The organism is Kocuria subflava, from assembly GCF_012163155.1.
Taxonomy (GTDB): Bacteria; Actinomycetota; Actinomycetes; order Actinomycetales; family Micrococcaceae; genus Kocuria; species Kocuria subflava.
Genome location: NZ_JAAVUN010000223.1, coordinates 1 through 537, shown reverse-complemented (window position 1 = coordinate 537; position 537 = coordinate 1). Strand labels below are relative to the sequence as shown.

The 537-nt window shown below is 68.5% G+C and carries 1 pseudogene; it reads right to left on the bottom strand.

What is annotated here, in order from left to right:
• Positions 1–454, bottom strand: a pseudogene (locus tag GTW58_RS13870) (alpha/beta hydrolase); the annotation flags it as partial.
• Positions 455–537 lie beyond the last annotated feature (83 nt).

Below are 537 nucleotides of genomic sequence, written 5' to 3'. Positions count from 1 at the left end.
GGGTGTGGCCGGCGTCGAAGGTCTCCAGCTCGATGAGATCGGGGCGCGCGTCGCGGAGTGCTTGTGAGAGCCGGATCGGTACGGAGTCGTCTCGGGTGCCGTGGAGGATCAGGGTCGGCGTGGAGAGGTCTGCGGCTCGGGCGGTCCAGTCGAAGGAATGCAGCGGGATGCGGCCCCGCAACCCGACTGTGCGTGCCAGCGGGGCGAGGGTGAGCCACGGGATAGCGAGCTGCCCGGCTGCTGCGGGCAGTCCGCTGCGAACGCAGTTGGTCTTGATGGCTTCGGTCCAGTTGAGGACTGGCGAGTCGAGTACGAGAGCGGCGATCAGTCCTTGGTGTCGCGGGTGGTCGGCGAGTTGGAGGGCGATGGCGGCCCCCATTGTCCAGCCAAAGAGCACGACTTGCTGCGCTCCGCGTCGGACGGCATATCCGATGGCGTCGTCAACGTCGGCCATCTCCGTATAGCCGAGGGTTGTGCGGCCAGGGCCGGCTCGGGGCCCTTCTGCTGGGTTGCGGGGGGTGGCGAGAAGGGAGGGGG